General features: G+C 66.8%; 29 protein-coding genes. 17 read left to right on the top strand and 12 right to left on the bottom strand.

Going from position 1 to position 24,002, the window contains the following annotated elements; translation table 11 throughout:
• Nucleotides 1–34: 34 nt before the first annotated feature.
• From H7V21_RS14200 to queE, 6 genes are all read left to right on the top strand, one after another.
• Complete coding sequence (locus tag H7V21_RS14200; RefSeq protein ID WP_188054357.1) at nucleotides 35–1,231, top strand: aspartate aminotransferase family protein; 1,197 nt, start codon at nucleotides 35–37, stop codon at nucleotides 1,229–1,231.
• Nucleotides 1,232–1,259: 28 nt separating this feature from the next.
• A complete protein-coding gene (argF, locus tag H7V21_RS14205) occupies nucleotides 1,260–2,183 on the top strand; it encodes an ornithine carbamoyltransferase (protein WP_188056576.1) in 924 nt (307 codons plus the stop codon).
• 145 nt (nucleotides 2,184–2,328) lie between these two features.
• Nucleotides 2,329–3,252 carry an Hsp33 family molecular chaperone HslO gene (locus H7V21_RS14210; RefSeq protein ID WP_262503895.1) on the top strand — a complete coding sequence of 308 codons (924 nt, stop codon included), beginning with the start codon at nucleotides 2,329–2,331 and terminating at the stop codon, nucleotides 3,250–3,252.
• A gap of 85 nt (nucleotides 3,253–3,337) precedes the next feature.
• Nucleotides 3,338–3,751 carry a DUF3617 domain-containing protein gene (locus H7V21_RS14215; protein ID WP_188054359.1) on the top strand — a complete coding sequence of 138 codons (414 nt, stop codon included), beginning with the start codon at nucleotides 3,338–3,340 and terminating at the stop codon, nucleotides 3,749–3,751.
• 173 nt (nucleotides 3,752–3,924) lie between these two features.
• On the top strand, nucleotides 3,925–4,614 hold the full coding sequence (gene queC / locus H7V21_RS14220) for a 7-cyano-7-deazaguanine synthase QueC (RefSeq protein ID WP_188054360.1): 690 nt from the start codon (nucleotides 3,925–3,927) through the stop codon (nucleotides 4,612–4,614).
• 2 nt (nucleotides 4,615–4,616) lie between these two features.
• Nucleotides 4,617–5,249 carry a 7-carboxy-7-deazaguanine synthase gene (queE, locus tag H7V21_RS14225; RefSeq protein WP_188054361.1) on the top strand — a complete coding sequence of 211 codons (633 nt, stop codon included), beginning with the start codon at nucleotides 4,617–4,619 and terminating at the stop codon, nucleotides 5,247–5,249.
• A gap of 12 nt (nucleotides 5,250–5,261) precedes the next feature.
• On the opposite strand, the gene H7V21_RS14230 is transcribed toward queE, so the two are convergent.
• The 3 genes from H7V21_RS14230 to lipB all read right to left on the bottom strand — a co-directional run bounded on the left by H7V21_RS14230 (nucleotide 5,262) and on the right by lipB (nucleotide 7,129).
• Nucleotides 5,262–5,930, bottom strand: coding sequence for a hypothetical protein (locus H7V21_RS14230; protein ID WP_188054362.1), 669 nt, complete (start codon nucleotides 5,928–5,930; stop codon nucleotides 5,262–5,264).
• A 184-nt stretch (nucleotides 5,931–6,114) separates the two neighbouring features.
• Nucleotides 6,115–6,375: a hypothetical protein gene (locus H7V21_RS14235; RefSeq protein WP_188054363.1), complete on the bottom strand. Its 261-nt coding sequence runs from the start codon at nucleotides 6,373–6,375 to the stop codon at nucleotides 6,115–6,117.
• Between the two features lie 103 nt (nucleotides 6,376–6,478).
• Complete coding sequence (gene lipB / locus H7V21_RS14240; protein ID WP_188054364.1) at nucleotides 6,479–7,129, bottom strand: lipoyl(octanoyl) transferase LipB; 651 nt, start codon at nucleotides 7,127–7,129, stop codon at nucleotides 6,479–6,481.
• 99 nt (nucleotides 7,130–7,228) lie between these two features.
• Between lipB and H7V21_RS14245 the strand changes: the two genes are divergently transcribed.
• Both H7V21_RS14245 and H7V21_RS14250 read left to right on the top strand, forming a co-directional pair.
• Nucleotides 7,229–8,059 (top strand): hypothetical protein, encoded by an 831-nt coding sequence (locus tag H7V21_RS14245; RefSeq protein WP_188054365.1) that lies wholly within the window; start codon nucleotides 7,229–7,231, stop codon nucleotides 8,057–8,059.
• Complete coding sequence (locus tag H7V21_RS14250) at nucleotides 8,056–8,808, top strand: hypothetical protein (RefSeq protein WP_188054366.1); 753 nt, start codon at nucleotides 8,056–8,058, stop codon at nucleotides 8,806–8,808. Before H7V21_RS14245 ends, H7V21_RS14250 begins: the two co-directional genes overlap by 4 nt.
• Here the strand turns inward: H7V21_RS14250 and H7V21_RS14255 are convergent.
• From H7V21_RS14255 to H7V21_RS14265, 3 genes are read right to left on the bottom strand one after another with little or no spacing between them, the layout of a single operon-like run.
• Nucleotides 8,766–9,371, bottom strand: coding sequence for a GNAT family N-acetyltransferase (locus tag H7V21_RS14255; RefSeq protein ID WP_188054367.1), 606 nt, complete (start codon nucleotides 9,369–9,371; stop codon nucleotides 8,766–8,768). The two genes, H7V21_RS14250 and H7V21_RS14255, sit on opposite strands and share 43 nt — an antisense overlap.
• Nucleotides 9,362–10,204 (bottom strand): oxygen-dependent coproporphyrinogen oxidase, encoded by an 843-nt coding sequence (hemF, locus tag H7V21_RS14260; protein ID WP_188054368.1) that lies wholly within the window; start codon nucleotides 10,202–10,204, stop codon nucleotides 9,362–9,364. The genes H7V21_RS14255 and hemF overlap by 10 nt, the downstream gene beginning before the upstream one ends.
• Before the next feature lie 44 nt (nucleotides 10,205–10,248).
• Entirely contained in the window at nucleotides 10,249–10,695 is a 447-nt protein-coding gene (locus H7V21_RS14265; RefSeq protein WP_188054369.1) for a tRNA (cytidine(34)-2'-O)-methyltransferase, read from the bottom strand.
• A 336-nt stretch (nucleotides 10,696–11,031) separates the two neighbouring features.
• Between H7V21_RS14265 and petA the strand changes: the two genes are divergently transcribed.
• From petA to H7V21_RS14290, 5 genes are all read left to right on the top strand, one after another.
• Nucleotides 11,032–11,616, top strand: coding sequence for a ubiquinol-cytochrome c reductase iron-sulfur subunit (petA, locus tag H7V21_RS14270; RefSeq protein ID WP_188054370.1), 585 nt, complete (start codon nucleotides 11,032–11,034; stop codon nucleotides 11,614–11,616).
• Between the two features lie 13 nt (nucleotides 11,617–11,629).
• Nucleotides 11,630–12,919 carry a cytochrome b gene (locus tag H7V21_RS14275; protein WP_188054371.1) on the top strand — a complete coding sequence of 430 codons (1,290 nt, stop codon included), beginning with the start codon at nucleotides 11,630–11,632 and terminating at the stop codon, nucleotides 12,917–12,919.
• 16 nt (nucleotides 12,920–12,935) lie between these two features.
• Nucleotides 12,936–13,790, top strand: coding sequence for a cytochrome c1 (locus tag H7V21_RS14280; protein WP_188054372.1), 855 nt, complete (start codon nucleotides 12,936–12,938; stop codon nucleotides 13,788–13,790).
• A gap of 64 nt (nucleotides 13,791–13,854) precedes the next feature.
• Nucleotides 13,855–14,397 carry an adenine phosphoribosyltransferase gene (locus H7V21_RS14285; protein ID WP_188054373.1) on the top strand — a complete coding sequence of 181 codons (543 nt, stop codon included), beginning with the start codon at nucleotides 13,855–13,857 and terminating at the stop codon, nucleotides 14,395–14,397.
• A 168-nt stretch (nucleotides 14,398–14,565) separates the two neighbouring features.
• Nucleotides 14,566–15,084: a hypothetical protein gene (locus H7V21_RS14290; RefSeq protein ID WP_188054374.1), complete on the top strand. Its 519-nt coding sequence runs from the start codon at nucleotides 14,566–14,568 to the stop codon at nucleotides 15,082–15,084.
• Between the two features lie 21 nt (nucleotides 15,085–15,105).
• Here H7V21_RS14290 and H7V21_RS14295 read toward each other — a convergent pair whose 3' ends face one another.
• The 4 genes from H7V21_RS14295 to H7V21_RS14310 are packed head-to-tail and all read right to left on the bottom strand — an operon-like array spanning nucleotide 15,106 to nucleotide 18,962.
• Nucleotides 15,106–15,555 carry a MaoC family dehydratase gene (locus tag H7V21_RS14295; RefSeq protein ID WP_188054375.1) on the bottom strand — a complete coding sequence of 150 codons (450 nt, stop codon included), beginning with the start codon at nucleotides 15,553–15,555 and terminating at the stop codon, nucleotides 15,106–15,108.
• 39 nt (nucleotides 15,556–15,594) lie between these two features.
• Entirely contained in the window at nucleotides 15,595–16,845 is a 1,251-nt protein-coding gene (locus tag H7V21_RS14300; protein ID WP_188054376.1) for an ectonucleotide pyrophosphatase/phosphodiesterase, read from the bottom strand.
• A gap of 46 nt (nucleotides 16,846–16,891) precedes the next feature.
• On the bottom strand, nucleotides 16,892–18,193 hold the full coding sequence (locus H7V21_RS14305) for a hypothetical protein (protein WP_262503896.1): 1,302 nt from the start codon (nucleotides 18,191–18,193) through the stop codon (nucleotides 16,892–16,894).
• A gap of 25 nt (nucleotides 18,194–18,218) precedes the next feature.
• Nucleotides 18,219–18,962, bottom strand: coding sequence for a MauE/DoxX family redox-associated membrane protein (locus tag H7V21_RS14310; RefSeq protein ID WP_188054377.1), 744 nt, complete (start codon nucleotides 18,960–18,962; stop codon nucleotides 18,219–18,221).
• 78 nt (nucleotides 18,963–19,040) lie between these two features.
• On the opposite strand from H7V21_RS14310, the gene H7V21_RS14315 reads away from it, so the two are divergent.
• Nucleotides 19,041–19,418, top strand: a complete 378-nt coding sequence (locus H7V21_RS14315; RefSeq protein WP_223177085.1) for a MerR family transcriptional regulator — start codon at nucleotides 19,041–19,043, stop codon at nucleotides 19,416–19,418.
• Nucleotides 19,419–19,464: 46 nt separating this feature from the next.
• Here the strand turns inward: H7V21_RS14315 and ychF are convergent, their stop codons facing one another.
• A complete protein-coding gene (gene ychF, locus H7V21_RS14320) occupies nucleotides 19,465–20,565 on the bottom strand; it encodes a redox-regulated ATPase YchF (RefSeq protein ID WP_188054379.1) in 1,101 nt (366 codons plus the stop codon).
• Nucleotides 20,566–20,634: 69 nt separating this feature from the next.
• On the bottom strand, nucleotides 20,635–21,237 hold the full coding sequence (locus tag H7V21_RS14325) for a TIGR02466 family protein (protein ID WP_188054380.1): 603 nt from the start codon (nucleotides 21,235–21,237) through the stop codon (nucleotides 20,635–20,637).
• Between the two features lie 114 nt (nucleotides 21,238–21,351).
• Here H7V21_RS14325 and H7V21_RS14330 point away from each other — a divergent pair, with 114 nt between their 5' ends.
• The 3 genes from H7V21_RS14330 (at nucleotide 21,352) to H7V21_RS14340 (ending at nucleotide 23,976) form a co-directional block, all read left to right on the top strand.
• Nucleotides 21,352–21,909: a hypothetical protein gene (locus tag H7V21_RS14330; RefSeq protein ID WP_188054381.1), complete on the top strand. Its 558-nt coding sequence runs from the start codon at nucleotides 21,352–21,354 to the stop codon at nucleotides 21,907–21,909.
• Between the two features lie 33 nt (nucleotides 21,910–21,942).
• Nucleotides 21,943–22,839: an oxygenase MpaB family protein gene (locus tag H7V21_RS14335; protein ID WP_188054382.1), complete on the top strand. Its 897-nt coding sequence runs from the start codon at nucleotides 21,943–21,945 to the stop codon at nucleotides 22,837–22,839.
• Nucleotides 22,840–22,983: 144 nt separating this feature from the next.
• Nucleotides 22,984–23,976 (top strand): hypothetical protein, encoded by a 993-nt coding sequence (locus H7V21_RS14340; protein ID WP_188054383.1) that lies wholly within the window; start codon nucleotides 22,984–22,986, stop codon nucleotides 23,974–23,976.
• Nucleotides 23,977–24,002: the final 26 nt, after the last annotated feature.

The following is a 24,002-nucleotide window of genomic DNA, read 5'->3' on the forward strand; positions in this document are numbered from 1 at the left end:
TATTCACTCGTTCTTGCGAAAAGGAGCAGTCCCAATGTCGATCACCCCGCTCATGCCCGTTTATCCGCGGTGCGATGTGCGTCCGGTGCGAGGCGAGGGCTGCTATCTGATCGGCGAGCGCGGCGAGCGATACCTCGATTTCGCCAGCGGCATCGCAGTGAACGCGCTGGGCCATGGCCATCCGCACCTCACCAAGGCGATTCAGGACCAGGCGGCGACGCTGATGCACGTCTCCAATCTCTACGGTTCGCCGCAGGGAGAGAAGCTGGCGCAGCGGATCGTCGACAACAGCTTCGCCGATACGGTGTTCTTCACCAATTCGGGCGCCGAGGCAGTCGAATGCGCGATCAAGACCGCGCGCCGCTATCATTTCGCCAACGGCCAGCCCGAGAAGCACCGGCTGATCACCTTCAACATGGCATTTCACGGGCGGACGATCGGGACGATCAGCGCCACCAACCAGGCCAAGCTGCGCGATGGATTCGAGCCGCTGCTGCCCGGCTTCGCCTATGCCGAGTTCAACGATCTGGACGGTGCGCTGGCGCTGATCGACGACAATACCGCCGGTTTCCTGGTGGAGCCGGTGCAGGGCGAGGGCGGCATCCGCGCGGCGACGCCGGAGTTCCTGCAGGGCCTGCGCAAGGCGTGCGACGAGAAGGGGCTGATGCTCGTGCTCGACGAAGTGCAGTGCGGGTACGGCCGCACCGGCAGCTGGTTCGCCTATGAGCAGTATGGGATCGAGCCGGACATCCTCGCCGCGGCGAAGGGCATCGGCGGCGGCTTCCCGCTCGGCGCGTGCCTCGCCACCGAGAAGGCCGCCAAGGGCATGGTGATCGGCACGCATGGCTCGACCTATGGCGGCAATCCGCTCGCCATGGCGGCGGGCGAGGCAGTGCTCGACGTGATGTTCGAGGAAGGCTTTTTCGCGCATGTGAAGGCGATGGGCGAGCGGCTCCGCGCGAGCCTGGAGCAGATGATCCCGAACCACGATCATCTGTTCGACAGCGTGCGCGGCAAGGGGCTGATGCTCGGCCTCAAGCTCAAGGAGCCGGCGGTGAGCCGCGATTTCGTCGCCTTCTGCCGCGATCATCACGGGCTGCTGACGGTGGCGGCGGGCGAGAATGTCGTCCGCATCCTGCCGCCGCTGGTGATCGGCGAGGAGCATATCGCCGAATGCGTGCAGAAGCTGAGCGAAGCGGCGCAGGTCTATGTGCCGCCGAGCGACGATTGAGCCAACGGGCTTTTCCAGAGGCGTGCCGATGACGATCCGCAATTTCCTTAGTCTTGCCGACGCCGGACCCGCCGGCATCGCCGCCATGCTCGCCGACGCGCTCGACCGGAAGGCAGCGCGCGCAGGCTGGCCGAAGGGCAGGCTCGACGCCGATGCGCCGCTCGCCGGGCATACGCTGGCGCTGGTCTTCGAGAAGAGCTCGACGCGCACGCGCGTGTCGTTCGACATGGCGATCCGCCAGTTGGGCGGCAGCTCGGTGGTGCTCGACGCGGCGACGACTCAGTTGGGGCGCGGCGAGACCGTGGCCGATACCGCGCGCGTGCTTTCCGGCTATTGCGACGCGATCATGGTGCGTACCGACGATCACGCCAAGCTGCTCGAGATGGCGGAATATGCCAGCGTGCCGGTGATCAACGGCCTGACCGACGACAGCCATCCCTGCCAGATCATGGCCGACCTGCTGACGATCATCGAGAGCGGCAAGGCGCTGCCGGGGCTGAAAGTCGCCTGGCTGGGCGACGGCAACAATGTGCTCGCCTCGATTGTCGAGGCTGCCGGGCTGATGCAGTTCGACCTTGTCGCCGCCTGCCCGCAGAGCTTCTCGCTGCCGGAGGAGACGATGGCGGCGGGGGCGGGGCGCGCGCGCTGCGTCAACGATCCGGCCGAAGCCGTGGCCGACGCCGATGTCGTCATCACCGACACCTGGATCTCGATGGGGCAGGCCCACGCCGAGGCGAAGCTGGCCGCGCTCGCACCCTATCAGGTCGATGCCGCGCTGATGGAGAAGGCCAAGCCCGACGCCAGGTTCCTCCACTGCCTGCCCGCCCATCGCGGCGAGGAAGTGACGCCCGAGGTGATCGACGGGCCGCAGTCGCTGATCTGGCCCGAGGCGGAAAACCGCCTGCATGCGCAAAAGGCGATCCTGCGCTGGTGCTTCGGCCAGATCGGCTGAGTTGTCGCCGGGCACGAGGCTTCCTATCTCGTGCCCGAAGCCAACAGCCCCGTCCGCGCCGAGCGTGCCTAGGCGCTGCACTTCTTTCCGAGGGCGGAAAGGGGACGGACGGGGTTTCGACATGCCCAGCCCGAAGGTTGTTCTCGTGACCGACACACCACGCCCCGCCGATCTCGACCGCGCGATCGGCTTCACTCTTCCCGAACGGAATGCGCGCGGCCGCGTGACGCGGCTCGGACCGGTGCTCGACGAGATCTTGTCGGCGCATGCCTATCCGCCGCCGATCGAGCGGCTGCTTGCGGAAGCGCTGACGCTCACTGCGCTGCTCGGCTCGACGCTGAAGGATGCCGGCGGCCAGCTGACCCTGCAGGCGCAGACCCAGCATGGCATCGTGAGCCTGATGGTGTGCGACTACAAGGGCGGCGAACTGCGCGGCTACGTCCAGTATGACGCCGATCGGCTGGCGCTGCTCGGCAAGAACCCCTCGCTGTTCGCGATGTTCAACCAGGGCTATCTGGCGGTCACTTTCGACCAGGCGGCGACCGGCGAGCGCTATCAGGGAATCGTCCCGCTCGACGGCGATTCGATCGCGCAGGCGGCCGAGAGCTATTTCCTTCAGTCGGAGCAGATCCCCAGCCTCGTGCGGCTCGGCCTTGGCCGCGACGGCGAGGGACGGCTGATCGCGGGCGGGCTGTTCCTCCAGCATCTGCCCGAGGGCGAGGAAGGTCGCGAACGGCTGCACACCCGGCTCGACCATCCCGAATGGGGCCATGTCGAGGCGCTCGGCGCCACGATGGGTGCGGACGAGCTGGCGGATTCGTCGATCCCGCTCGAGAACCTCGTCTGGCGGCTGTTCAACGAGGAGAGCGAAGTGCGCGTGCTGGCGGGCACGGAGCTTTCGCGCGGTTGCCGCTGCGATGCGGAGTATATCACGCAAGTCCTGGGCAAGTTTCCGCCAGAGGAGCGGCAGGCAATGGCCGATGCTGAGGGCATGATTACGGTCGATTGTGCATTCTGCGCGCGCAATTTCCCGGTTTCGCTGTCGGACTTCGCAGCGTCGTCACTGTAATACTGGACTCTTTTGCCCGAATCGCGAGAGAGTGATGTTCGGGCGAAGACTCGCGCAACGCGGGCTCGCCCGCTAGGAGATCGAAATGCGGCTCATGCAGTTCGCGCGGCCGGCAGCGGCCGGAGCGTTGCTCGTCGCCGGTACGGCCGGCGCGCTGCCCGTGCAGGATGGCGTCGGGACCTTTCGTGCGCTCGAGGAGCTCGAACTCGGCGCGTGGGAGCTGCGGGAGCTGAACGGCGGGGCGGTACGCCGGATCTGCCTGCGCGACGCGGTCGTGCTGCTGCGCCCGCGCCTGAGCGGAGCGCAGTGCACGCAGCGGGTGATCGAAAATTCGGGCCGGACGGCGACGGTGCAGTATTCGTGCGCCGGGCGCGGCACTGGCCGCACCACCGTGCTGGTGGAAACGCCGCGGCTCGCCCGGATCGACGCGCAGGGCATTGAGGCCGGCGCGCCGTTCCTTCTCGCGATGGAAGCACGGCGCGTAGGCCCCTGCAACTGAGCCGGCACGGAACCCTTTGTTTACCAAGATCGTAGTAGAAGGCGGTGTCCCTTGCGGGACATTTCCTTTTGGCAGCGTTTGATCCTGGGCCGCTCGCCCGAGCGGCCCTTTTTCTGTTCGCGCCGCCGCCGAGGGGCTGGACCTTGGGCGAGAAAGCGCTAGCCGAGGAGGCGATGACTAACTCTGCTCCCGCTGCCGTCGTCCTCGTCTCCGGAGGGCTGGATTCGATGGTCGCCGCCGCCAGCGCGCGCGAGGCCGGTTATCGGCTGCTGGCGCTCTCCATCGACTATAATCAGCGCCACCAGGTCGAGCTGGCAGCGGCGCGGCGCATCGCGGCCGCGCTCGGCGCCGAGCGGCATGTGGTGCTCCCGATCGATCTGCGCGCCTTCGGAGGTTCGGCGCTTACCGCCGCGATCGACGTGCCGAAGCATGGTGTCGGCGCCGATATACCAGTCACCTATGTTCCCGCGCGCAACACGATCTTTCTGAGCCTCGCGCTCGGCTGGGCGGAAGCCGCGGGCGCGCGCGACCTGTTCATCGGCGTCAATGCGCTCGATTATTCGGGATATCCCGATTGCCGGCCGGAGTTCATCGAAGCGTTCGAGCGGCTCGCCGCGGTCGGCACCAAGGCGGGGGTCGAAGGCGATCCGTTCCGCGTGCATGCGCCGCTCCAGCACATGACCAAGGCCGATATCGCGCGTGAGGCGGATCGGTTGGGGCTCGACGCGGGGCTGAGCTGGTCGTGCTACGATCCGGCGCCCGGAGGCGTGCATTGCGGCCTGTGCGACAGTTGCCGGCTGCGCTCGAAGGGCTTTGTCGAGGCCGGGCTGCGCGACCCGACGGTCTACGCCACGGCGCCCTGAGCATGAGCTATGCCGTCAAGGAGAGCTTCCTGACGCTCCAGGGCGAGGGCGTGAACGCGGGCGCGCGCGCCGTCTTCGTGCGCTTCGCCGGCTGCAACCTCTGGTCGGGCCGCGAGGCGGATCGTGCGAAGGCGGTCTGCCGCTTCTGCGACACCGATTTCGTCGGCACGGACGGAGCGGGCGGCGGCCGCTTCGCCGACGCCGATGCGCTCGCGCGCGCGACCGAGGAACATTGGGGCGAGGGCAGCGAAGCCCGTTTCGTGGTGCTGACCGGCGGCGAACCCATGCTGCAGATCGACGACTCGCTCGTCGATGCGCTGCATGCGCGCGGCTTTCGCATCGCGATCGAGACCAACGGGACCTTGCCCGTGCATCCGCGCATCGACTGGGTCTGCGTGAGCCCCAAGGCGGGAAGCAACGTGGTGCAGCGTTCGGGCGACGAGCTCAAGCTCGTCTGGCCGCAGCCGGGCACCGACGTCGAGGAGCTGGAACGCTGGGACTTTCGCCATCGCCTCGTCCAGCCGATGGATGATGCCCGTGGCGAAGCCAATGTCGCCGCGGCGGTTCGCTTCGCGCTGGAGCGGCCGCAGTGGCGGCTGTCGCTCCAGACGCACAAGTTGCTGGGGCTGCGCTAGCGCCGCTCGCGCCTATAGCGGGCCGCAGCGCCGCTCGCGATAGACGTCGCGACGCCAGCAGCGTCGCTCGCCGAACGGAGGCATTTTCGGCATCAGAATCTCGGCGCTCTGCTGCTCGGGAGCGAATTGCTCGCCCCAGGGGACGAGACTGTTGCGCAGTTCGCGCATCCGCGACTGGGCGAGATCGCCGAGCGCGCCTTCTTCGGTGAAGATCGCCTGGTCGGCGATCGAAGCGGCGGTCTGGCAAAAGGTGAGCTGCGCCGAAACCGTGGAAAAGCCCGAATAGACCCGTGTGCCGAACCGGTCGAGCTCCGCCTGACCTTCCCGGCGACTGGGCGAGACTCGGTTGAAGTAGCGCTCGAGCGTTTCATACGAGGTCTTGAGCTCGTCCTTATGCTCGGTGAGGATCGAGTTGTAGTTGTTGAGCGTCAGCAGCGTCGGCTCGAACTGGCACTGGAGCGCCGCGACATTGAGTGCGGCGCGCAGATTCCACACCAGCGCCGCGCGCAGTTCCTCGGGCGTTGCCTGGGGAAGCTCGGGTCCGGTCATACCGGGCTCGGCCCCGGTGACGCGGGGGCCGGCAAGGTCGGCGGACTTGAAGAAGAATTGTGCGGACGCCGGGGCGGCGCCGAAAAGGCCGGCCGCAGCAGCCAGCACGAGTACGAAACGCGGAACGAACATGCTATCCTCTTCGCCTGGTCGCGCCCCATCCGGTACGGTGTTTTGGCGCGGCTCCCAAGAGCTTTTTGCAAGGGAAACGGCGGCGGATGGCTGCCCCCCTGGGACACTGCGGATAGTTGCGGAAACGAAACGGGGCCGCCCGGTCGCCCCGGGCGGCCCCGCAGAACTGCGCAATGCGCGGTTCTTACATCTCGTTGGCGACCATGGTGTTGTCCATGGTCGTGTTCATGTCCATGGTGTCGTCCATCATGTTCATGTCGGTCAGGTTGTCCGTCGCATCGAGCGTGGTGACCATGTTCTCGTCGGCGCCCATTTCGTCGATCGGAACGATTTCGTTCGAGGTTTCGTTAACCGCGACGGTGGTCTCTTCGGTGCAGGCCGAAACCGCGAGGGCGGCGCCGGCGATCATCGAACCCGCGACGAGCTTGGAGAGAAGTGCACGCATGTAAAAGCTCCCTAGATATGGATTTGGACGGCGGAGGGCCGTTAATACCCAAATCGGGGTAGACATTAGACGCTTCGGCGGAAGCCCTCAAGAGTGGTTTTCGTCAGGGTGGGGCGAGTCCGTCCAAAAATGGCGGAAATGTGGCAAAAAGAGACGAATCAAAGTCACTATGCGTGATCGAGATGCCCAGTCGATCGGCGCTCGTTACCGGGTATTCCGCGATCCCGCAGGGCACGATGCCGGCGAAATCGGCCAGATTCGGCGATAGATTCACGGCAAATCCATGCAGCGTCACCCACTGCCTGATTCGCACCCCGATCGCCCCGATCTTCGCTTCCGTTCCCCCCGCGCGGGTCCAGATTCCGATCCGGTCGGGCGTGGCAAAGGCTTCGATGCCGTGGAGCGCCAGCGCTGCGATCACCCAGCCCTCCACCGCATGGACGAAATGCCGCACGTCGCGGCGCCGCTCGCGAAGGTCGAGCATCAGATAACCGATGCGCTGCCCCGGACCGTGGTAGGTGTAGCGGCCGCCGCGGCCGGTGGCATGCACCGGGAAGCGGGGATCGATGAGTTCGGACGGGTCGGCACTCGTTCCGGCGGTATAGACCGGCGGATGTTCGAGCAGCCACACGCGCTCGCGCGCTTCGCGGCGCATGATCGCGGCCGCGCGCTCCTCCATCGCCGCCAGCGCCTCGGGGTAGGGAACAGGCGCCGGTTCCGTGCGCCATTCGATGCCGTTGACCAGCGTTTCCATGCCCGCCCGATTGCGCCGTAGCGGCCGATTGCGCAAGCATTGGCAAGCCGAGCCGCAATCGGCTAACACCCCGCCGAGCCTCAAGGGGAAGCGCCACCGATGGTGAAGATGGGCACTGTCTGGGACAGGACTGCCGAGTTCATAAGCGACAATCTGGGCGTCATACTGCCGATCGCGCTGATCTCCTTTTTCGTGCCCGCCTCGATCGAGGGAAACTTTCCCGCGGCGCGCGATACGGCGAGCGCCGGGCTGGAGCTGGTGCTGAGCCTGATCTCGGTGGCGTTCGCGCTGCTGTCCTTGTGGGGCACGCTGGCGCTGATCGCCATGGCGGCCGATGCCAATGCGACGGCCGATGCCGGCAACGTCGCCCGGCGCCGGCTTCTGCCTGCGCTCGCGGTGTGGATCGCGTTGATGCTGGTTCTTTTCGTGCTTTTCCTCGGTGTGCCGCTGTTGCTGGCGCTGGGCGGGCAGGATCCGGGCCTGCTGATCGCGACCGGCGATATGGCGCTGGATTTGCCGCCTGCGCTCGCATGGGCCGTGGCGCTCTATTGCATCGCGCTGGTCCTGTTCCTGATCTGGGCGGCCGCGCGGCTGATGCCCCTCAGCCCGCTGATCGTGCACGAGCGACGGATGTTCGATGCCATTCGGCGCTCGTTCGCACTCACGCGCGGGCATGTGCTGGCGATCGTCGGCGTGTTGCTGTTGTTCCTGCTCATGCTGGTGGTCGCGCGTTCCGCCGCGCTGTGGGTGTTCGGGTCGATCTTCCGCCTGATCGCCGGTGGCGAGGACGGGGTGACGCTGGCCGGCGTGCTGACGTCGGTGACGGTGGCGGCGGTGCAGACGGCGTTCGCGGTGATCGCCGCCGTCTTCCAGGCCAAGCTCTACGTCGCGCTCGTGAGCGAGCGCGAGCGCGCCGTGTCTCCGGCATGAGGCTCGATTTCGCCGGCGTGTTCGCCGACGCGCTGGCACTGTGGCGCAAGGAAAGTGATCTGCTCGTGCGAATCGCGGGCGTTTTCTTCTTCCTGCCCGCCTATGCTTTCCGGCTCTTCGTTCCGGTGCCCCAGCCTGCGCCGGAGGCAGGCGAGGCGACCGCCGAGGCAGCGTTCGCGCAGATGGCTCAGTGGTTCACCGCCAATGCCCATTGGCTGCTCGCCGAGCGGCTGGTCGAGTTGTTCGGGGGTGCGGTGCTGTTCGCGCTGCTGCTCGCCAAGCGCCGGCCGAGCGCCGGAGAGGCAATGGCGGCGGCGTTGCAGCGGCTGCCGATTTATGTGCTCGTCTATGCCGCGGCGATGGCGCTGATCGCGGCCGGCTGGATGATCTTCATCCTGCCCGGCCTGTATCTGCTCGGCCGCACGTTCCTGACCGGAGCGGTGGTCATGGCCGAGCCTGGGCGCGGGCCCGGCGATGCGCTGCTGCGCGCGTTTCGACTGACGCAGGGAAACGGCTGGCTGCTGCTTCTGGCGACGATGGTGATCTTTTCGGTCGGCTATTTCGGCGCGGTACTGATCGGTGAGCTTTACCTCGGCCTCGGCCTCGAAGGGTTTGTGGGCGATGCGGTTCGCGCGCTTCTCGATGCGCTGGGTGCAACGATCGCCGCGGCGGTCGCGCTGGCGATGGTGCTCGTTCAGACGGCGGCCTATCGCCGGCTGTCGGAGTCGCGACCCAAGCACGGGATCTGAGGCGCCGCCTCGATCGGCAATATGCCGGCGAGCCGCGGGTCGGGAAAGGTCTCGACGATGCGGCGATACGGCACGAACCCGTAGTGACGATAGAATCCCAGCGCCGATGGATGGTCGAGCGTGCAGGTATGAACCCAGACCCGTTCGACTCCCTTGCGCCAGGCGAGGGCAAGCGCGTGGCGCATCAGCCAGCCGCCGTTCCCCTTTCCGACCAGCTCGGGCACAAGCGCGAGATAGGCGAGTTGGCACTGCCCGGATTCGCGGAAATCGAGCTCGAGTATTCCCACTTCGATTCCGGCCCGGTCGGTGGCGGCATAGACTTCGATTCGATCGTCCGAAAGAATCGCCTCCAGCTGCTGCGTGCCCATGGCGAGCCGAGAGAACCACAGCCAGGGAGCGCCGACGCGGCGGAAGAGCAGGCGATAGCGATCCGGATCGGGCGCGCGCCAGCGGCGCAGCGCGAACGATGACGGCGGCAACGGGGCAGGGCGGGGACGCTCGCGCATTTCGAGCGACGTGACGATGGTGGCCACGTCGCCGTCCGCGACGGGGATCAGTCCCATGTCGCCTGGGGCGGCAGGCTCATCAGAATGGCGTCGATGTTGCCGCCGGTCTTGAGCCCGAAGAGCGTGCCGCGATCATACACCAGGTTGAATTCGGCATAGCGCCCGCGCCATTCGAGCTGGCGCGCCTTGTCCGTATCGGTGAAGGACGTTCCCATCCGCCGCCGCACGATTTTCGGAAACACGTCGAGGAAGGCGCGCCCTACGTCCCGAGTGAAGGCGAAATTCGCATCCCAATCGCCTTCGAGGTGATCGTAGAAGATGCCGCCCACGCCGCGGTGCACCTTGCGGTGGGGGATGTAGAAATAGTCGTCCGCCCATTGCTTGAAGCGCGAATAATGGGCCGGATCATGCGCGTCGCACGCGGCCTTCAGTGCGGCGTGAAATTCGGCGGTGTCCTCTGCGTACGGGATCGGCGGGTTGAGGTCCGCGCCGCCGCCGAACCACGCCTTGGTCGTGACCAGATAGCGAGTGTTCATGTGCACCGCAGGCACATGCGGATTGGCCATGTGCGCGACCAGGCTGATCCCGGTGGCGAAGAAGCGTGGATCCTCGGCCGCGCCGTGGATCGTCCGGGCGAAATCGCCTTCGAAACTGCCGCCGACGGTGGAGACGTTGACCCCCACCTTCTCGAACACGCGCCCCTTCATCACGCCGCGAACGCCGCCGCCGCCAGGTTCGCCGGAGGGATCGGTGCGATCCCAGGGCGTATATGCGAACGCGGCGTCGGAGCCGGCCTCGCGCTCGATCGCCTCGAACTCGGCGCAGATCGAATCGCGCAGCGATTCGAACCACTGGCGGGCGGCGGTCTGGCGGTCGTCGAGCGGTTGCATGGGAGCGCTGGTAGCGAGGCCGACTCGCGTAGGCAAATCGCGCCTCAGGGCCAGCCGTCGGTCTGGCGAAGTGCCTCGGCGAGGGCAATTCCGGCGGCTACGGCGACGTTCAGCGAGCGCATGCCGGGCCGGAGCGGAATGCGGATCGCAAGGTCGGCGAAGCCATGGACGTCCTCCGGCACACCGCGACTTTCCGAGCCGAAGAGAAGCGTGTCACCGGGGCGAAACCGCGCTTCGGGCAAGGGGACCGTGCCATGGGTAGTGAACAGGGCGATGCGGCCGCTCGCCGATCCGGCAAAGGCCCCCCAGTCGGCGTGCCGCTTCACCTGTGCCTGGGCGGCATAGTCCATTCCGGCGCGGGCGAGCGCGCGATCGCTCCAGGGGAAGCCCATCGGCTCGATCAGGTCGACGCCGACACCGAAGCAGGCGGCGGTGCGCAGGACCGTGCCGACATTGCCGGCGATATCGGGTTCGTAGAGCGCGACGCGCATGAAGGCTCCGGTAGAAGAAGAGTGCGTGGAGTCGCTGCGGCAACAGCGCCGGGCGCGGCGAATCCTCACCGCGCGACCGCAGCCTGCCATGGGCGCGCGCCCTCGGCAAAACCGCGCCGGGCGCGGCGATCGGCCGGGGTCAGGCAATTCCCCTAGGGTGGTTTGCGCAGCGGCTCCGTAACATCCCGGTCAAAATGCCTGTTGGCAAAGCCGCCGCGTCGCGTCTATCAGGCCCGCCAGCCGCCGGGGGTACCGGGAGGCCCGGGCGCGATCCGCGTCCCTGTTCCGGTATCGCGCGGTCCCGCGCGGAAGAAGTCGAAGTGCAAGGGCTGAAGCATGGCAACGCTTGATGATGGTGTCTCCCCCGACCAGACAGTCGGACCTGGTGGCGAGGTGCTCGAGAACCCGCGCCGTCGAGACTATCTCCAGATCGCTGCGATCGCTTTCGGCGGCGTTGGTGCCGGCGTGGTCGTGTTGCCGCTCGTCAACTCGATGAATCCTTCCGCCGACGTGCTCGCGCTGTCGGTGACCGAAGTCGATCTTTCCGCGATCGAGCCGGGTCAGGCGATCAAGACGACCTTCCGCAAGCAGCCGCTTTTCGTGCGCAACCTGACGCCCGCCGAGATCGCGGCTGCCGACGCCGTGCCGATCGGCGATCTGCGCGATCCGCAGACGCTGGAGGAGCGGACCAAGGAGGGCAAGGCGAACTGGCTGGTGACGCTGGGCGTGTGCACGCATCTGGGCTGCGTGCCGCTGGGCGCCGGCGCGGGCGAGAACAAGGGTCCGTTCGGCGGCTATTTCTGCCCGTGCCATGGTTCGGCGTACGACACCGCGGGCCGCATCCGTTCGGGCCCGGCACCGACGAACCTGGAAGTGCCGGTTTATGAATTCACGTCTGATACGACGATCGTGGTGGGTTGAGGACTAGGCTGCAATGAGCTTTCCCTGGGCAAAACAATATGCGCCGAAGCATCCGCTCATGCAGTGGGTCGACAGTCGGCTTCCCCTTCCGCGTTTCGTGTATAACGCGGTCGGCGCCGGCTATCCGGTACCGCGCAACCTGAACTATTTCTGGAACTTCGGTGTCCTGGCCGGCGTCGCCTTGGTGGTGCAGATCGTCACCGGCATTGTGCTGGCGATGCACTTCCATTCGAGCGCGGCCGGAGCGTTCCAGAGCGTCAACGGCACGATCATGCGCGACGTGAACGCCGGCTGGTTCCTGCGCTTCGCGCACGCCAACGGCGCCTCGATGTTCTTCATCGTGGTCTATATCCACATGGCGCGCGGTCTGTTCTACGGATCGTACAAGGCGCCGCGCGAGATGATCTGGCTGCTCGGCGTCGTGATCTTCCTGCTGCTGATGGCGACTGCCTTCATGGGCTATGTGCTTCCCTGGGGGCAGATGAGCTTCTGGGGCGCGCAGGTGATCACCGGCTTCTTCTCCGCCATTCCGGTGGTGGGCGACACGATCCGCATCTGGCTGCTCGGCGGCTATGCTCCGGACGACGCGGCGCTGAACCGCTTCTTCTCGCTGCACTATCTGCTGCCGTTCGTGATCCTGGGCGTGGTCATCCTCCACATCTGGGCGCTGCACATCCCCGGCTCGGGCAACCCGACCGGCGTGGAAGTGAAGGGCGAGCAGGATACCGTTCCATTCCACCCCTATTACACGGCCAAGGACGGGTTCGGGCTCGCGATCTTCCTGCTCGTGTTCTCGGTGCTGATCTTCTTCTACCCCGACATGCTGGGGCACCCGGACAATTACATCGAGGCGAACCCGCTCTCGACGCCGGCACACATCGTGCCCGAATGGTATTTCCTGCCGTTCTACGCGATCCTCAAGGCGTTCACCGTCGACTTCATCATCCCGGCCAAGCTCTGGGGCGTGCTGGCGATGTTCGGTTCGATCCTGCTGCTGTTCTTCCTGCCGTGGCTCGACAAGTCTCCGGTACGCTCGGCCAATTTTCGGCCGGTCTACCGTGTGTTCTTCTGGATCCTGGTGCTCGACGTGCTGGTGCTGGGCTATGTCGGCGGAGCCGAACCGGTCGCGGTCAACGTGGTCATCAGCCAGATCGCCGCGGCGTACTACTTTGCCTTCTTCCTGATCATCGTGCCGATCATTTCGCGTCTGGAACGCCCGCGCCCGCTGCCCAATTCGATCACCGAAGCGGTGCTGAAGGGCGAGAGCGGAAGCCGCGTCAGCGAATCCGCAGTGAGCGCGTAAAGGGGACTCCGGAACAATGTCTGCGCTCTTCGTAAAATCGATCAAATTCCTGATCGGCCTCGGCTTCGTCGGCGTCCTGCTGCTCGGCATGATCGGCACCATCGCCGGTGCCATCAACGAGCCCGCCGAGGAGACGGTCGAGCACGAGTTCCACGAGGAACCGGTGTCGCTCGATCTTGCCTCCGACGGCCCGTTCGGTCACTTCGACCGGCAGCAGCTGCAGCGCGGCTTCCAGGTCTATCGGGAAGTCTGCGCCTCGTGCCATTCGCTGCGGCTCGCTTCGTTCCGCGAGCTTGAGGGGATCGGCTACAACGAGGCCGAGATCAAGGCGATCGCGGCGCAGTGGCCGATCGAAACCCCCTCGATCAATCCCGACACGGGTGAGGCCACGACGCGTCCGAACCTTGCGTCCGACCGCTTCCCGTCGCCCTATGCGAACGAGGTCGCGGCGCGTGCGGCCAACAACAATGCGGTTCCGCCGGATCTGACGCTGATCGCGAAGGCGCGCGGGGGCGGGTCCGACTATATCTACTCGCTGCTGATCGGCTATGGCGATCCCTCGGCCGAGCTGCGCCACGAGTTCCCCGAGTTCACGACGCCGCAGGGGCTGTATTTCAACCGCTTCTTTCCGACGCTGAACATCGCGATGCCGCCGCCGCTGACCTCCGAAGGGCAGGTGCAGTATGTGGACGGCACGCGACCGACGGTGGAACAGATGGCGCGCGACGTTTCGGCGTTCCTCGTGTGGACGGCCGAGCCGACGCTGGAGACGCGGCACCAGGCGGGCCTGGCCAGCGTGATCTTCCTGATCATCGCGAGCTTCCTCGCTTATGGCGCCTATCTGACCGTGTGGCGGGGCGTGAAGCACTGAGCTTCCGCCCCAGGAGGCCGGTTCGAAGGGCGGCCGGAAGCGACTAGGCGAGGGGAGAGCGGCCGTGGCCGAAGCCGAGAACGAGGATATCCGGAGCCGCATCCGGACGATTCCGGACTTTCCCAAACCCGGCATCCAGTTCCGCGACATCACCACCTTGTTGCTCGACGCCGAAGGGCTGCGCCTCACCATCGACCGCATGGCCGAGCAGGTGGAGGCGCCGATCGATCTCGTCGCCGGAGTCGATGCGCGCGGCTTTCTGTTCGCCGCCCCGCTGGCGATCAAGCTCGGCACAGGCGTGCTGCTGATCCGCAAGGACGGCAAGCTGCCGGGCGCAACCATCGCCGAGGAATATGCGCTCGAATATGGCACCGATCGGATCGCCATCCATGCCGATGCCTGCGCGCCGGGCGCGAACGTGCTGCTGGTCGACGATCTGATCGCCACGGGCGGCACCGCGCGCGCGGCGGTACGGCTGCTGCGCAAGGCAGGCGCCACTGTGCGGCAGGCGGGCTTCGTCGTCGATCTGCCCGATCTGGGCGGCGCCGAGGCACTGCGTGGGGACGGGATTACGGTGCGCTCGCTCGTCGCGTTCGAAGGCGACTGACTCCCCGCATCGCCGCTGGCTGCAGCGGCCGATCGCGCGCCATCGTGGCATAGATTCGGGAACCCTTCGCGAGACTGCGGGGTTCGTCCGAGTATCAACGGCGCGGGCGCGCCTTGCCTGCGAGCCGGTCCGCCCTCCGCGCCACACTGCGATGCGAGGACCGATCCGATGCCTTTTCTGACGAAGCCCGCCCTGATCGCCGCTGCCGCGGCAGGAACCCTTGCGCTGGCCGGCTGCACCGACGGCTATGGCTATTCGGGTGTCTCGGTCGGCTATGGTTCGACCGGCTATTACGACGATGGATATTACGGCAACGGCTATTACGACAACCGATACGGCAGCCCCTATTGGGGCTGGTACAACGACTATTATTATCCCGGCACCGGCGTGTACGTCTATGACAGCAACCGCCGCCGCTATCGCTGGAATCAGGCGCAGCGGCACTATTGGGAAACGCGGCGCCAGGCGTGGCGCGGCGACCGCCGGAACATGCGATCGGACTGGCGCGACTTTCGCCGTGACGAGCGGCGCGACTATCGCGATGACCGCCGCGACTGGCGGCAGGATCGGCGCGACGATCGGCGCGACTGGCGTCAGGATCGCCGCGACGATCGGCGGGAATGGCGCAGGGACCGCCGCGACGGCGATCGTCGCGAGCATTGGCGGTGGCGGCGGGACGGAAACTGAGCCGGCGCCAAGCCGCTGACGCTACTCGTTCGGGCGGCGACGGATCAGCGCGATTGCAATGAAGCGCAGCACCGGCTCGTCGTTCTGATTGAAGGTCGTGGTGCGTGATTTGACGCTGCCCATTTCGGGCCGGCTGGTCGAGGGACGTACGTCGATCACTTCGCTCTCGCAGCGCAGCACGTCACCGGGATAGACGGGCTTCACCCAGCGCAGTTCGTCGACGCCTACCGCGCCGAGGCCTGCCTGCGGGTGCTCCTTCATATTCTCGACGATCATCGCCATCGTCATCGAACAGCTATGCCAGCCGCTCGCGGCGATGCGGCCGAAATGTGTCTGCGCGGCCGCCTCGTCGGAAAGGTGGAACGGCTGCGGATCATATTTCCCGGCGAAGTCGAGCACTTCCTCGCGCGTGACCGCATAGCTGCCGAAGCGTGAGACGGTGCCGACCTCGATATCTTCCAGATAGCGCATGCCAGTCGTTTCGGATGAAAACCGATGCCGCGCAAGACTTCAACGAAGCAGCACGTCTTCGAACGGCGCGATCGTTCCGTCGATATCATCGCGCTGCGGCAAGCCGATCAGGTGACGGAGCAGCGGTTCGACGGCGACATTGTCGAACGGCGGGAGCGTCCGCTCCGCCGCGAACGCCGGGCCGCTGGCCAGAAACAGCGCGCGCATCTCGGGCGCCGCATTGTCCCAGCCATGGCTGCCGCCGGTGATCGGCCACTCGGGATCGGCGGCCAGGATCAGCCAGCCCAGCTCGGCGAGACAGATGATCGGTGGTACGCGCGGATTGCTGCCATAGTGAAGGCGGGAGGGAATATCCTCGCGCCGCCAGCATTGCATGTGCTCGTGCGGCGCGAGGAGCGCCGCGGCCACCTGATTCTCGGCGCCCTCCGCCGGGACGATGCCGGCATAGGGGCCGGTCTCGACCGCGCGGAAGGATTCCGGGGGAAGCATGCGATCGATCCGGATCATGCGATCCTCGTGCGTCGCCGCCATGCCATGATCCGAAACGATCACGAGGTTCGCGGGCTGTCCGAGTGCGGTGAGCTCGGCCGTCAGCCGCCCGATCAATGAATCGACCTCGGCAACCGCCGCCGTGGTTTCGGGCGCCTCCGGGCCGAAGCGGTGGCCCGCGGTGTCGACGGTATCGAAATAGAGCGTCAGGAACTCCGGGCGCGTGGTCGGCGGCCGGCGCAGCCAATCGATGATCGCATCGACGCGCTGGCGCCCGCTCACTTCCTGGTTGAATTGCTGCCAGTCGGACGGACGCGTGTCGCGGATCTCGACGTTCGAGCCGGGCCAGAACATCGTCGCAGTGCGGATGCCCGCGCGCTCCGCCGCCACCCAGATCGGCTCGGCCTGTTCCCAATAATGCGAATCGCTGGTCGCCATGGTGAAGGTCTCGCCGGGCCGCTCGGGATCCTCGAAACGATTGGCGACGATGCCGCTGCGATCCGGGCGCAGCCCGGTGACGATCGTATAGTGGTTGGGGAAGGTCTTGGTCGGAAAGGAGGGGCGCATCGACGCCTCGACGCCTTGCGCGGCAAGGCCGGAGAGGACCGGAGTCACTCCCCGCCGAAGATAGTCGGGATGGAAGCCGTCGATCGACACGAGGATCGTGACCGGCTCGCGCACTTCGGCAATGGCCGGCGCCGCAGGCGCGGTCGGCGGCTCGGGCGCGATGGCGGGCGCAGTGACGCAGGCCTGAAGCAGCGCGGCGACGCCGGCGGCGAGAATCTTGCTGGACCAATGCATGCCCGCCCTCTGCCCCAGCTTGGGGTCAGCAATGTGACGGCGGACGTCAATCGCCGAGCGACAGCCTGGCGAACAGCGTATAGCCGAACGGATCGCCATAGGCGCTCCGCAGCGCCTCTGGCCGGTCGAACGCGGCCAGCGAACCGCCGAGCGCGAGGCTGAGCGGGCCTGTCAGCGGCAGGCGATGGGCATAGCCCGCTTCGAACCGAGCGACGCGGAACTGCCGGTCGTGCAGCGAATGATGATGATCCGGAAGCAGCTCGTCGTTGGCGACGCTCTCGATTCGGCCGAACAGGTCGTTGCGGCCATCGAGGTTCCAGTTCGCTTCCGCCAGCCAGGCAGTGAGTGTGTCGCCGGGAACGCGGTTCTTCGCCGAGAAGGCGAGCGTGGTCGCAATGCCCCCGGCCGAATAGTGCACGCTGGCCGTGGTACGTGCCTCGTCCTGCCCGGGATGCAGTTCCTCGGGGCTCTCCAGCCGCCCGTGGCTGACCTGGAGCGCCCAGTTAGGCGTCGGCGTCCAGCTCGCGCGCAGGCTCCAGCTGTCGAGCTTCGGCGTTTCGATGTCCCAGCGCGCTTCGTCCGGCTCGCGGCCACGAAAGGCCGATGCCTCGATCTGAAAGCGCGGCGTGGCGACGCCGGCGGTGACCACGCCATAGGTGATGTGGGTGCTGTCGAACCAGTGGTGCGTGATCGGGGCGAGCGGCATGTAGCGCGCCGAGCCGCGGTGCATGAACGCGGAGGGGCCGAGCGCAGGCTCCGCGACCGGTCCGCCGTAGAGGAAGCCGCTGACGTCGCCGCCCAGCGGCACGTCCACTCGGGCCGCGAGTTCCATGAACAGATCGTGCGGATGCTGGCGATCGACGAGGGCTTCGCCGTTCGCCGCCTCGCCAGTCGCGAAGAGATTGGGGTAGCCGGGCGCGCCCATCAGCGGCTCGAGGCTCAGCATCGTGCGTGCCTCGAAACGTGCCCCACCGGCGAATTCGCGCCCGGCGGTGAGCATCGCCATCGAGCCGACGAACGCCATGTCGTCACCGCGCGGACCCGACTGGTCGGTATAGGCGCCCCAGAGGTAGCCGTGCGCCATCACCATCCAGTCGCCGGTTGCGAGATGCAGCCCGTGCATCCCGCCCTCTGCCGACGGCAGCCGCGCCGTTCCCGAGCCATAGGTGGCGCCAGGCGGGAGGGGCGCATTCGGCACGGCAGGATCGGCTTGGGTCTCCGTTGCTGCCGCGCTGGGCGGCGCAGGCATTTCGCGCCCGTCGTGCCCGTCCTGGCCGGCGTGCTGCGCGGCAGCGGGACTCGCGAGCAGCGCCAGCGCAGCGCCGCCGATCGAGGCGAAACGAATCATTTTCGAGATCTCCGCAGAGGGGCCGTCAGTGGCCGAGCAACATCCAGATCGCCATGGCGACCATCATCACATTCTCGGTCAGCGAGACGAAGCCGAGCGGCACCTTGCTGCTGCCGCCGACACAGGCGCATTTCAGCTCGCGACGATCGAGATACACGGCCTTGAAAACCGACACGCCGCCGATGCTGCCGATGAACAGCGCCAGCGGCGCCGAAAACCAGGTGAGCGCGCCGGCAGTCATCAGTACGCCTGCGATCCCTTCGGCATAGGGGTAGATGCGGCCATAGGGCACCCAGCGCTGCGCGAGCAGGTCATAGCCGAGGAACATGGTGGCGAACTGATCGACGTCCTGAAGCTTGAGCATCGCCAGCAGGCACATGCTGATCGAGATGAACCACTCGGCGGCACGGACGGTGAACGGCGTGCCCAATGCGGCATGGCTGACCGCCAATGCGAGCGCCGCCGCGATCGCGAAGACCGCGACCACCGGCCGGTAGCTGGTCGCATCCGGATCGCGCACCGGCAGGCCGAAGTGGCGGCGCAGATCGTCGTAGCCACCGATTCGCTGTCCGCCGATGAACGTCTGCGGCGTCGTAGTCACGTCGTGCTCGGCCTTGAACGCGTCGGTCTGCGCGCGCGAGGTGAGCCATTGGTCGTCGACGCGATAGCCCTTTCGCTTCAGGAGGTGCAGCGCCTTCAGCCCATAGGGGCACAGGTGCTTGTCCATCACCATGCGATAGAGAGTCGCCGTCTTCGCGTGCGCGGCCATCGTGCCGATCCTTGTTCGTTCGCAGTCGGCAAGCGATATAGCGTCCGTACCATGGTACGGAGTCAAGTCGTGACTGCAATGACGATCGCGAAGCTGGCGGCGGCCGCCGGAGTGGGCGTGGAGACCGTCCGCTATTATCAGCGGCGCGGATTGATCGACACGCCCGCGCGCGGCGCAGGCGTGCGTCGCTACGGCGCTTCCGACGTACGGCGGCTGCGCTTCATCCGCTCGGCGCAGGCGGCGGGCTTCACGCTGGAGGAGATCGGCGAGCTGCTCGCGCTGGATGCCGGCAACGATCGGGCACGCGCCCGCGAAATGGCGCGAGCGCGAGTCGCGGCCCTCGACGCGAGGATCGCGGAACTGCAAGCGGCTCGCGGCGCACTGGCGCAGCTCGCGCGCGAATGCGCGGCGGGAGAGGCGGGACCGTGCCCGATCATCGCAGCGTTCGAAGCGTGAACCCCCGGGCGCGCGCTCTCGACGCCCCTGACCCGGCCATGCTGCCTCAGACGTTGAAGCGGAACAGCATCACGTCGCCGTCGTGGACGACATATTCCTTGCCTTCCTGGCGCAGCTTGCCCGCGTCGCGCGCGCCGCTTTCGCCACCCAGTGCGACATAATCTTCAAAGGCGATCGTTTCGGCACGGATGAAGCCGCGTTCGAAATCGGTGTGGATCTCGCCGGCGGCCTGCGGCGCCTTCGATCCCGCTTCCACCGTCCAGGCGCGCGCTTCCTTGGGACCGACCGTGAAGAAGGTGAGCAGGTTCAGCAGCTTGTATCCCGCACGGATCACACGCGCGAGGCCGGTCTCCTCGAGGCCGAGCTCGGCGAGGAACTCGCCGCGCTCCTCGGGCGGCATGGTGGCGATCTCGGCCTCGATCGCCGCGGAAACGACCACGGCTTCGGCGCCCTCGGCCTTGGCCTTCTCGAAAACGCGCGCGGAGAATGCGTTGCCGTCGGCTGCATCCTCTTCGTTGACGTTGCAGACGTAGAGCACGGGCTTGCCGGTGAGCAGCTGTGCCTGTTCGAACGCGCGCGCCTCTTCGTGGTCGGCGATTTCGGTGAGCCGCGCCGGCTTGCCCTCGCGCAGCAGATCGAGCGCCTTGCCGAGCACGCCGGCCTGGATCTTCGCTTCCTTGTCGCCCTGCTGCGCCTTCTTGACGAGATTGGGGACGCGCTTTTCGAGGCTCTCGAGGTCGGCGAGCATCAGCTCGGTCTCGACCGTTTCGGCGTCGGCGATCGGATCAACCTTGTTGTCGACGTGCTGGATGTCGTCGTTCTCGAAACAGCGGAGCACATGGACGATCGCGTCCACTTCGCGGATGTTGCCGAGGAACTGGTTTCCCAGGCCCTCGCCCTTGCTGGCGCCGCGCACCAGCCCGGCGATGTCGACGAAGGCGAGCTGGGTCTCGATCTTCTTCGCCGAACCCGCGATCTCCGCCAGCTTGTCGAGCCGTGGATCGGGAACCGCGACATTCCCCACATTGGGCTCGATGGTGCAGAAGGGATAGTTTGCCGCCTGCGCCGCGGCGGTTTGCGTGAGTGCGTTGAAAAGCGTGGACTTGCCGACGTTCGGAAGGCCGACGATGCCGCAGCGGAAACCCATGGATCGTTCCTGATGTGAAGGGGAAGGGGAGCGGATAGGGGTTTCGGCCGGGCAAGGCCAGAGGCTCGGCTACAGCCGATAGTTGAAGCTCACGCTGATCCGCTCGCCCTTCGCCTGATTGGGCATCACTTCGTGGCGCAGCCAGCTTTCCCACAGAAAGACGCTACCCGGCTTCGGCTCGGCATAGACGAAGGTGGAAAGATCCGCCGGCGCGTCGGCGCGGCGCGGCGGGGCAGCCATCAGCATCGGCAGGCGCGGATCCTCCAGCTTCAGCGCGCCCGATCCCGGCGGCACCGCGACATAGACGGTTCCCGAGACGATGCTGTGCGGATGGATATGGCCCGAATGGACCGCGCCGGGCTTCATCACATTGACCCAGAGGCTGTCGAGCTTGAGCCGCTTGCCGTCGAGATCGAGCGCACAGGCTTCGGCGAAATCGGCGACGTGGCGGCGCAGTGCGCGCTGCAGGTCGTCGAAACGCGGATCGCGCTCGGGCAGATCGTTGAGCGAGGCGTAGGAGGTGTAGCCGCGATAGCCGTGCGCCTTGGCCCAGGCGCGGCCGGCCCGATCCTCCTGCGCCAGCGCGCGGCACGCTTCCTCCAGCTCGGCGACGAGCGCGGGCGCGATGGCGGCTTCGTAAAAGCGCGTGGCGAACAGGCTGCGGACCGGCATGGCTTCCGCTCAGCATGCGCCGGGCGCCATTGCAAGCGCCACCCGCAGTGGCGTTGACATGCAGCGGCGCCGTCGCGAAACCGTGGCGAGAGCATGAACGGGAAGGATGCCGCTATGACCGCCACTCTGCGCCGGACCGCGCGCTTCGCATTCACGGGCGCGCTTGCGCTGGCCATTGCCGGTTGCGGCGGCGGCGAGGATGCGGAAAAGGCGGCGGCCGATGCGGCGGCGAACCGCCAGGCGCAGTATCAGGAGCAGCTGCTGGCGGCGGGCCTCGCACATGACGTCCAGTGCCTCAGCGCGATCCGCTGGCAGGAAGCGGCGCTGCGCGAAGCCGATGTGGGCGATCTCGACATCTATCGAAGCTATTTCCGTTCGGGCATCGAGAATCGGCTCGGCGAAACGGTGATTGCGGCCGATCCGCCGCAGCCGGAGCTGTCGCAGGCGAACCTCGACGCCTATCTCGACTGGGCCTATGCCGATCAGGTGGAAAATGTCTTCCACGCGGGCGGCGACGGCGGAAGCTCCGCCGGTCGCGGTTTTCAAATCGTCGCATCCTGTATCCAGGAAGTCGCCGAAATGGGCGAGGGACCGCTTGCCGGTCCTGACAAGAACGCGCGCATGTTCCGGATCGAGGCGCTGCGCAACAGCCTGGAGGACAAGGGCGCCTGAGACCAGGCGAGGTGTTGCCGCGTTAGTGCGTCGATGATCGACGCATTGCTCTCGACGCCGCTCGACCGGCTCTCGGCCAAGCTGCTCGGCCCGGCGGAATTCGACTTCGCGCTGCCGCCGGGGGAGCCTTCGGTGATCGCACCGGATTCGGTATCCTGGCGCGTCTTCGCCAATCCTGTTTCGATGTACATCGGCGGCATGGCCGCGGTGTTGCTCGAACTGGGCGAGCCGCGCGTGCGGCACGGCGTGTGGGACCATTCGAGCTTCAGGCGCGATCCCGCCGGCCGCTTGCGGCGCACCGGAATGGCCGCAATGGTCACCGTCTATGGCGCGCGCAGCAGCTTCGAGGCGATGGCGGCGCGGGTGCGGCGGATGCACGGCCGGATCACCGGCACCACGCCGGAGGGGCTGGCCTATTCCGCCGAGGATCCGGAGCTGCTGCTGTGGGTACAGGTGACGGCGGCGTACGGCTTTCTGGAAGCCTATCACGCCTATGTGCGACCGATCGATGCAGCGCAGCGGGATCGCTACTATGCCGAGGCGGAAGCGGGCGCAGCGCTATATGGCGTGCAGGAGCCGCCGCTGAGCCAGGGCGCAGTGGATGCGGTGTTTGCGCGCATGCAGCCGACGCTCGCACCGTCGCCGATTCTGGACGAACTGCTCGACATCCTGCGGACCGCGCCGATCCTGCCGCTGCCGCTGCGTCCGATGCAGCGCGTGGCCGTGCGCGCGGCAGTCGATCTCGTTCCGCCCGGCCTGCGGCGGCAGCTCGGCCTCGCCGGCCAGCCCAGGCCGCGGCCCGGCGAGCGCGCGCTGCTGAAGGCGCTTGCGCAGCTTGGCGAGCGCACGCACCTGCCGTCGAGCCCAGCCGCGCAGGCGCTGCGGCGGATGGGCTTGTCCTTCGATCGTCACGGGCGAACGGCCGCGTGAATCGGGGCATGTGAAGGTAAATGCAGGCAAGGCTTGATTTGCGGGTGCGCAGCGGCTTTGGAGGGCAAATGGATGCTGCCGTTCAGGCTGCGTACAGACCAATTCGTTGCAGTCGCGCAACGTCACCAATCGTGGAGAGTATCGATGATCCGCCGGAGCCTGTTTCTCAGCGCAATTGCCGTCCCCGTGCTGCTCAGCGGCTGCGGCGACAATGACGATTCGGCTTCGCCGACGCCGACTCCCACTCCGACCACGTCGCCGACGCCTACGCCGACGGCGAGCCCCACCTACACTGCATTTCCGTTGAGCGCGGCCACCCAGTTCACGGCGATCTCCGCCGGAACGAGCTACACCGGCGACCCCGCGACCGGCGCGGTCACGCTCGGGCCGGCGACCACCGAGACGCGCACCGGCCGTGTCACTCTGGCAGTCAACAACAACATCACGAGCGGCGAGTATGTGATCGCCGAGGCGAGTGAGGAGACGCGGTTCAACAACGCCGAACTGACGGTCCAGCCTGCGACGACTGTTCCGGAATATGTCTTCCGCGAGACCGGCACCGGCGGGAAATTCTCGCAGATCGAATTCCTCAACAACAGCATCCCGGATCGCGTCTCGAGCAACGAGACGATCAAGGCGCTGACGCGCGTGAGCTATGCCAATTGGTGGCGGGGTGACACCACGGCGGGGCAGAAGCGGATCACGGCCACCGTGTTCGGCTATCCCACTGTCGTAGCCGACATTCCGACGACCGGGACCGCCGCCTATACGTCGCGCGTGTCCGGCCGCGTGGTGAGCGTGACGGGCGGAGCGACGGCAATCGACCGGCTGGACGGTACGGTCACGATGTCGGTGAACTTCTCGAGCGGCCTCGTAACGCTCTCGATGAACCTCAGCCGAGTCGATGCCGGCGGCGTCGTTACGCCGCTCGGCACGATCGAAGGCACGGCCGGCGTTCCGGTGAGCGCGAACCTGTTCACCGGCAATTTCGGGACGACCAGCCTGGTGCCGGGCCTGTTCAGCGGCGGCTATTACGGCTCGGTGGCCGAAGAGATCGGTATCAGCTTCGTCGCATCGGGCGCGGCCGCAGGCACCGAATATCGGATCGTCGGCACCGTCGTCGGCAACAAGAACTGAGCAGGCGCGGGCGGCGGGGCATCGCG

It is taken from the genome of Sphingosinithalassobacter sp. CS137 (genome assembly GCF_014334115.1).
Lineage (GTDB): Bacteria > Pseudomonadota > Alphaproteobacteria > Sphingomonadales > Sphingomonadaceae > Sphingomonas.

Excerpts from the sequence above, each read along its gene's own strand:
- H7V21_RS14235 (WP_188054363.1), bottom strand. The coding sequence starts at position 6,375 with ATGCGTGCACTTCTCTCCAAGCTCGTCGCGGGTTCGATGATCGCCGGC.
- H7V21_RS14275 (WP_188054371.1), top strand. The coding sequence starts at position 11,630 with ATGAGCTTTCCCTGGGCAAAACAATATGCGCCGAAGCATCCGCTCATG.
- H7V21_RS14325 (WP_188054380.1), bottom strand. The coding sequence starts at position 21,237 with ATGCCGGTCCGCAGCCTGTTCGCCACGCGCTTTTACGAAGCCGCCATC.
- argF (WP_188056576.1), top strand. The coding sequence starts at position 1,260 with ATGACGATCCGCAATTTCCTTAGTCTTGCCGACGCCGGACCCGCCGGC.
- H7V21_RS14290 (WP_188054374.1), top strand. The coding sequence starts at position 14,566 with ATGCCTTTTCTGACGAAGCCCGCCCTGATCGCCGCTGCCGCGGCAGGA.
- lipB (WP_188054364.1), bottom strand. The coding sequence starts at position 7,129 with ATGGAAACGCTGGTCAACGGCATCGAATGGCGCACGGAACCGGCGCCT.
- H7V21_RS14330 (WP_188054381.1), top strand. The coding sequence starts at position 21,352 with ATGACCGCCACTCTGCGCCGGACCGCGCGCTTCGCATTCACGGGCGCG.
- H7V21_RS14300 (WP_188054376.1), bottom strand. The coding sequence starts at position 16,845 with ATGCATTGGTCCAGCAAGATTCTCGCCGCCGGCGTCGCCGCGCTGCTT.
- H7V21_RS14255 (WP_188054367.1), bottom strand. The coding sequence starts at position 9,371 with ATGGGACTGATCCCCGTCGCGGACGGCGACGTGGCCACCATCGTCACG.
- H7V21_RS14215 (WP_188054359.1), top strand. The coding sequence starts at position 3,338 with ATGCGGCTCATGCAGTTCGCGCGGCCGGCAGCGGCCGGAGCGTTGCTC.
- H7V21_RS14295 (WP_188054375.1), bottom strand. The coding sequence starts at position 15,555 with ATGCGCTATCTGGAAGATATCGAGGTCGGCACCGTCTCACGCTTCGGC.
- H7V21_RS14230 (WP_188054362.1), bottom strand. The coding sequence starts at position 5,930 with ATGTTCGTTCCGCGTTTCGTACTCGTGCTGGCTGCTGCGGCCGGCCTT.
- H7V21_RS14335 (WP_188054382.1), top strand. The coding sequence starts at position 21,943 with ATGATCGACGCATTGCTCTCGACGCCGCTCGACCGGCTCTCGGCCAAG.
- ychF (WP_188054379.1), bottom strand. The coding sequence starts at position 20,565 with ATGGGTTTCCGCTGCGGCATCGTCGGCCTTCCGAACGTCGGCAAGTCC.
- petA (WP_188054370.1), top strand. The coding sequence starts at position 11,032 with ATGGCAACGCTTGATGATGGTGTCTCCCCCGACCAGACAGTCGGACCT.
- hemF (WP_188054368.1), bottom strand. The coding sequence starts at position 10,204 with ATGCAACCGCTCGACGACCGCCAGACCGCCGCCCGCCAGTGGTTCGAA.
- H7V21_RS14315 (WP_223177085.1), top strand. The coding sequence starts at position 19,041 with ATGACGATCGCGAAGCTGGCGGCGGCCGCCGGAGTGGGCGTGGAGACC.
- H7V21_RS14340 (WP_188054383.1), top strand. The coding sequence starts at position 22,984 with ATGATCCGCCGGAGCCTGTTTCTCAGCGCAATTGCCGTCCCCGTGCTG.
- queC (WP_188054360.1), top strand. The coding sequence starts at position 3,925 with ATGACTAACTCTGCTCCCGCTGCCGTCGTCCTCGTCTCCGGAGGGCTG.
- H7V21_RS14200 (WP_188054357.1), top strand. The coding sequence starts at position 35 with ATGTCGATCACCCCGCTCATGCCCGTTTATCCGCGGTGCGATGTGCGT.
- queE (WP_188054361.1), top strand. The coding sequence starts at position 4,617 with ATGAGCTATGCCGTCAAGGAGAGCTTCCTGACGCTCCAGGGCGAGGGC.
- H7V21_RS14280 (WP_188054372.1), top strand. The coding sequence starts at position 12,936 with ATGTCTGCGCTCTTCGTAAAATCGATCAAATTCCTGATCGGCCTCGGC.
- H7V21_RS14250 (WP_188054366.1), top strand. The coding sequence starts at position 8,056 with ATGAGGCTCGATTTCGCCGGCGTGTTCGCCGACGCGCTGGCACTGTGG.
- H7V21_RS14310 (WP_188054377.1), bottom strand. The coding sequence starts at position 18,962 with ATGGCCGCGCACGCGAAGACGGCGACTCTCTATCGCATGGTGATGGAC.
- H7V21_RS14305 (WP_262503896.1), bottom strand. The coding sequence starts at position 18,193 with ATGATTCGTTTCGCCTCGATCGGCGGCGCTGCGCTGGCGCTGCTCGCG.
- H7V21_RS14245 (WP_188054365.1), top strand. The coding sequence starts at position 7,229 with ATGGTGAAGATGGGCACTGTCTGGGACAGGACTGCCGAGTTCATAAGC.
- H7V21_RS14265 (WP_188054369.1), bottom strand. The coding sequence starts at position 10,695 with ATGCGCGTCGCGCTCTACGAACCCGATATCGCCGGCAATGTCGGCACG.